This is a genomic window from Kitasatospora humi, from assembly GCF_020907985.1.
Taxonomy (GTDB): Bacteria; Actinomycetota; Actinomycetes; order Streptomycetales; family Streptomycetaceae; genus Kitasatospora; species Kitasatospora humi.
In genome coordinates this window covers 1-4,107 of sequence record NZ_JAJJPA010000115.1, presented here as the reverse complement: position 1 = coordinate 4,107, position 4,107 = coordinate 1, and the positions used below count along the sequence as shown (strand labels likewise).

Here is a 4,107-nt window from a genome sequence, read left to right as displayed (position 1 = left end):
AGGCTAGTACTCCAGTGTGACTTCGTGATCTCGCGCTGAAGCCGGGTGGGAACGGCAACGGCCACCGCGTGATCATCAAGGGTTGTGTGGACTCATGACGATCATGCGGTGGCCGCGGGTCACAGCATAGACGCCGCCCGCTGGCGGGCGATGTTCGACCAGGCCATGGCGCGGATCGCAGGCCGGTTCCGCCGGGTGGAGCCGCGAGCGACAGCCCGTGCCTTCGTGCTCGCCCTGCTGTCCCGCGTCGAGCGGAAGAACTGCTGGCAGCTGGCCGAACAGGCCGGCCATACCCGCCCCGGGCCGATGCAGCGACTGCTGCGAACCACCCGTTGGGACGCCGACGCGGTCCGCGACGACATCCGCGCCTACGTCTTCGAGCACCTCGGCGCCGACGACGGCGTGCTGATCGTCGACGAGACCGGCTTCCTGAAGAAAGGCGCCGCCTCGGCGGGCGTGCAGCGGCAGTACACCGGCACCGCAGGGCGGATCGAGAACACCCAGGTCGGCGTCTTCCTCGCCTACGCCTCCAGCAGAGGACGGGCGTTGATCGATCGTCGCCTCTACCTGCCCGACGCCTCGTGGTGTCAGGACGCCGAGCGCCGAACCCGTGCCGGGGTGCCCGACCAGACGAAGTTCGCGACCAAGCCGACGCTGGCCGGGCAGATGATCGCGGCGGCACTGGACGCAGGGATCGGCGCCTCCTGGGTCACCGGCGACGAGGCCTACGGTCAAGACCCGGCCTTGCGTGCCCTGTTGGAGTCCCGTGAGATCGGCTACGTCCTGGCCGTCGCCTGCAGCACGCGGGTGCGGATCAATCAGGGGCGGACCGCCGTCCGCGCGGATGCCGTGGTCGACCGCCTGCCCGCCTCGGCCTGGCACCGGCAGAGCGCCGGAACCGGCGCGAAGGGGCCGCGCTACTACGACTGGGCCTGGATCGAGATCGGTACCGACGGCCACCGGCACCTGCTGATCCGCCGCAACCCGCACAGCGGCGAACTCGCCTTCTACCTGTGCTGGTCCCCGAGACGAGTGCCGCTGTCCGAGCTGGTCCGGGTGGCCGGGACCAGGTGGTGTGTCGAGGAGTGCTTCCAGGCCGCGAAAGGCCAGGTCGGCCTGGACCACTACCAGGTCCGCCACTGGACCGCCTGGCACCGGCACATCACCCTGGCCATGCTCGCCCTGGCCTTCCTGGCCTTCCTGGCCATCCTCGCCGCCGACGCGACGCCGGCCAGGACCGCACAACCGAACCGGCCCGCCCTCGACACCGACCCGATCGATCTGACCGTCCCCGAGATCCGCCACCTGCTCGGCGTCTTCCTGGTTCCACCGGCCACATCCCCGCACAGCCTGCTGACCTGGTCAAACTGGCGCAGACGCCATCAAGCAACCGCCCGCCGCAGCCACTACCGGCGACGCCTCGCCGAGCCCTCAACCGGATAGATCACGAAGTCACACTGGAGTACTAGTTAGACACTCCCGTGCGCTCCGCCGAATGGGTGGCGCGCCGTCAATGCTCTTGTCGGTAGGCAGCCCAGATGACTTACTTGTGGTATCTGACCAGGTGGGCTGCCCATCCCTCCGCTGGGGAGCGCAGCTAGCGCTGCCTGCGCATACTGGCGCAGGTTCGCGAGGGCACCCACCGGAGGAAGCCGTCGGCCGACGCGCTCTGTGCGTCGGCCGATGAGGGTGGCTCATACGTCCAAGGAGGCGTTGTGCGAGCCATCAACATATTTCGATTACTGGCCGGATCCGGCGCGGTCGGGGGGTTCTTGCTCACCGCTGGGACAGCACACGCAGATGCCGTGGGTCCGGCGCAAGCGGTGGTTGTGCCGTGCAGCGAGATGGCATTGGTCAATGCCGTCGACGAAGCCAACGCCGCGGGGGGCGGTGACCTGATCCTTGCGCCGTTTTGCACCTACACCCTGACCGGTGCTCACAGCACGGGGGGCAGCGGAGGGCCGGCGGGCCTGCCGAACATCACAACGCCGATTACCATGACCGGGCTGGCCACCGAGATCACCCGTGCGTCGTACGCGCCCTCCTTCCGCATCATCGAGGTGGACGGGCCCTCACAATTCCCGCTTGCCCACGGGCAGCTCACCTTGGGCCCGGTCACGATCAGCAACGGTGACGCCGGCCTCGGCGTGGGCGGCGGCATCGCCAACCTCGGCGGGTCGGTGACCATAATCGCGGGCGCCGTCCGGGGCAGCCACGCCTCGTACGGCGGCGGCATCTACACCGATACCGCGCTGACGATGACCGCAAGCAGCATCACCGGTAACGCCGCCAGCGTCAACGGCGGTGGTATTTACCAGAACGCGGGCTCCATCACGCTGCTCGCCGGCAACGTGTCCGGCAACGCCCCGAACAACTGCGCCGCCACCGCCCCTTTGACCTCCCCATGCTGAAAACCCAGGGCATTCAACCTGCCTTCTTCCGCGACGGGTTCGTGGCGCAGGGGCGAACGCGCCCATGCCTGCTCCGGACTGCCCTGCAACCGCGAAGTTGAGCGAGGTTGACGGCGCCCCGTGAGGTGGTGCCGCGCCGCTTCACACAGGTCCACCCGCCCAGGCGCCCCTGAGGCAACGGCTTCACACGTTCCCCTGCCCCACTGCGCCCAACGGGGCCGCCCATGCGGCTGCGAGCCGCGTCATCCATCCGCCTGCTCCTGCTCGCTCGCGGTAGGGCGGCAGGCACGTTCGAAGGAGAAAGATCATGGCAACCATCACTTCGCTGGTGGACACGACGACCACCACCAACCAGGGCAAGGCCGGGGACACCGTCCAGATCAACGGCACCGCTCTGTCGGCCACGACGAGGGTGAACTTCGGTGTGGCGACGGTCACTCCGACAACGGTCACCGCCACCCAGGTCACGTTCGTGGTGCCCAGCTCGGCGCCGTGTTCCGGCCAGGTCTCGGTCAGCGTCACCAGCAGCAGCGGCGCCACCAGCAACGCGCTGCCGTTCTTCGTCATCGCCACGCCGACCACCACCGGGACGAACGTTACCTGCGTGTCGGCCGCCACCGGCGGTGCGGTCACGCTGTTCGGCACCAACTTCCTCACCGGCACGCACGTCACGATGGGCACCGTCGGTACCGTGGCGGTCAGTCCCACCCAGTCGAACCAGGTCACCTTCACCGCGCCGGCCAACCCGGGCCAGGTCGCCACGGTCTCGACCCAGCCGGTGACCATCACCACCGCCGGCGGCACCAGCACCTCGGGCACCACCCAGATCGACTACTACCTCGCGCCGACCATCACTTCGGTGCTGCCCGCATCGGGTACCGCGGGGGACCAGATCACCGTCAACGGCACCGGTTTCGTCAACGTCGACACCGTCACCTTCACCGACAGCGCCGCCGCCACCGCCACCGCGGTCTTCACCCCCATCAGCGACACTCAGCTCGTCGCCACCGTGCCCGGCGGACTCGCCACCGGGCTCGGAAGCATCACGGTCCACACCTGCGGCGGCAACTCCAACGCCGAGCCCTTCACGATCGTCTGATCGTCAGGGACGGCCGGTCCGTGCCCGGCCTTCAGGGACGGTCGGGCACGGACCGCACGACCACGGAGTCGCCGCCCGTCCGCAGCGCGGGGCGGGCGGCGACGTCCCTGTGCCTGGGCCGACAAACTACCGGCCAGGGCACACCGTCTCCCAGGCGTCAGGAGAAGGAGAAGAGCCTCATGGCCCCCGTAGTGACCAGCGTCAGCCCCGCCCAAGGTGCTCCAGCCGGCGGTACCAGCGTCATCATCACCGGCTCCGGCTTCACCGGCGCCACGCAGGTCAGGTTCGGCGCCAACGGCACCTACTTCGTCATCGTGAGCGACACCGTGATCACGGCCAAGACCCCCGCAGGAACCGGTACGGTGCAGGTCACGGTCACGGCGCCGACGGGCACCAGCAACCAGAACGTGCTCTTCACCTACACGCCAGCACCCGTCCTCAGCAGTCTCAATCCCGCCTCCGGTCCCACCTCGGGCGGCAACACGGTGACCCTCAACGGCTCCAACCTGTCCGGCGCCACCTTGGTGAAGTTTGGTGCCAACCCCGCCACCATCCTCAGCGACACCGGGACGCAGATCACCGTGACTGCCCCGGCGG

Annotated in this window: 3 protein-coding genes and 1 pseudogene; all 4 read left to right on the top strand. The window is 68.8% G+C overall.

Annotated features, from left to right (window positions below; translation table 11 throughout):
• Positions 1–150: 150 nt before the first annotated feature.
• Positions 151–1,197 (top strand): annotated as a pseudogene (locus LN042_RS36515) (IS701 family transposase); the annotation flags it as partial.
• Positions 1,198–1,715: 518 nt separating this feature from the next.
• On the top strand, positions 1,716–2,411 hold the full coding sequence (locus tag LN042_RS36510) for a hypothetical protein (RefSeq protein ID WP_230055775.1): 696 nt from the start codon (positions 1,716–1,718) through the stop codon (positions 2,409–2,411).
• Positions 2,412–2,718: 307 nt separating this feature from the next.
• Positions 2,719–3,510 carry an IPT/TIG domain-containing protein gene (locus LN042_RS36505; RefSeq protein WP_230055774.1) on the top strand — a complete coding sequence of 264 codons (792 nt, stop codon included), beginning with the start codon at positions 2,719–2,721 and terminating at the stop codon, positions 3,508–3,510.
• A 179-nt stretch (positions 3,511–3,689) separates the two neighbouring features.
• Positions 3,690–4,107 (top strand): IPT/TIG domain-containing protein (locus LN042_RS36500; RefSeq protein ID WP_230055773.1); only part of this gene is annotated, 418 nt, incomplete at its 3' end.

Coding starts and splice junctions, on each gene's coding strand:
- LN042_RS36505 (WP_230055774.1), top strand. CDS start 2,719: ATGGCAACCATCACTTCGCTGGTGGACACGACGACCACCACCAACCAG.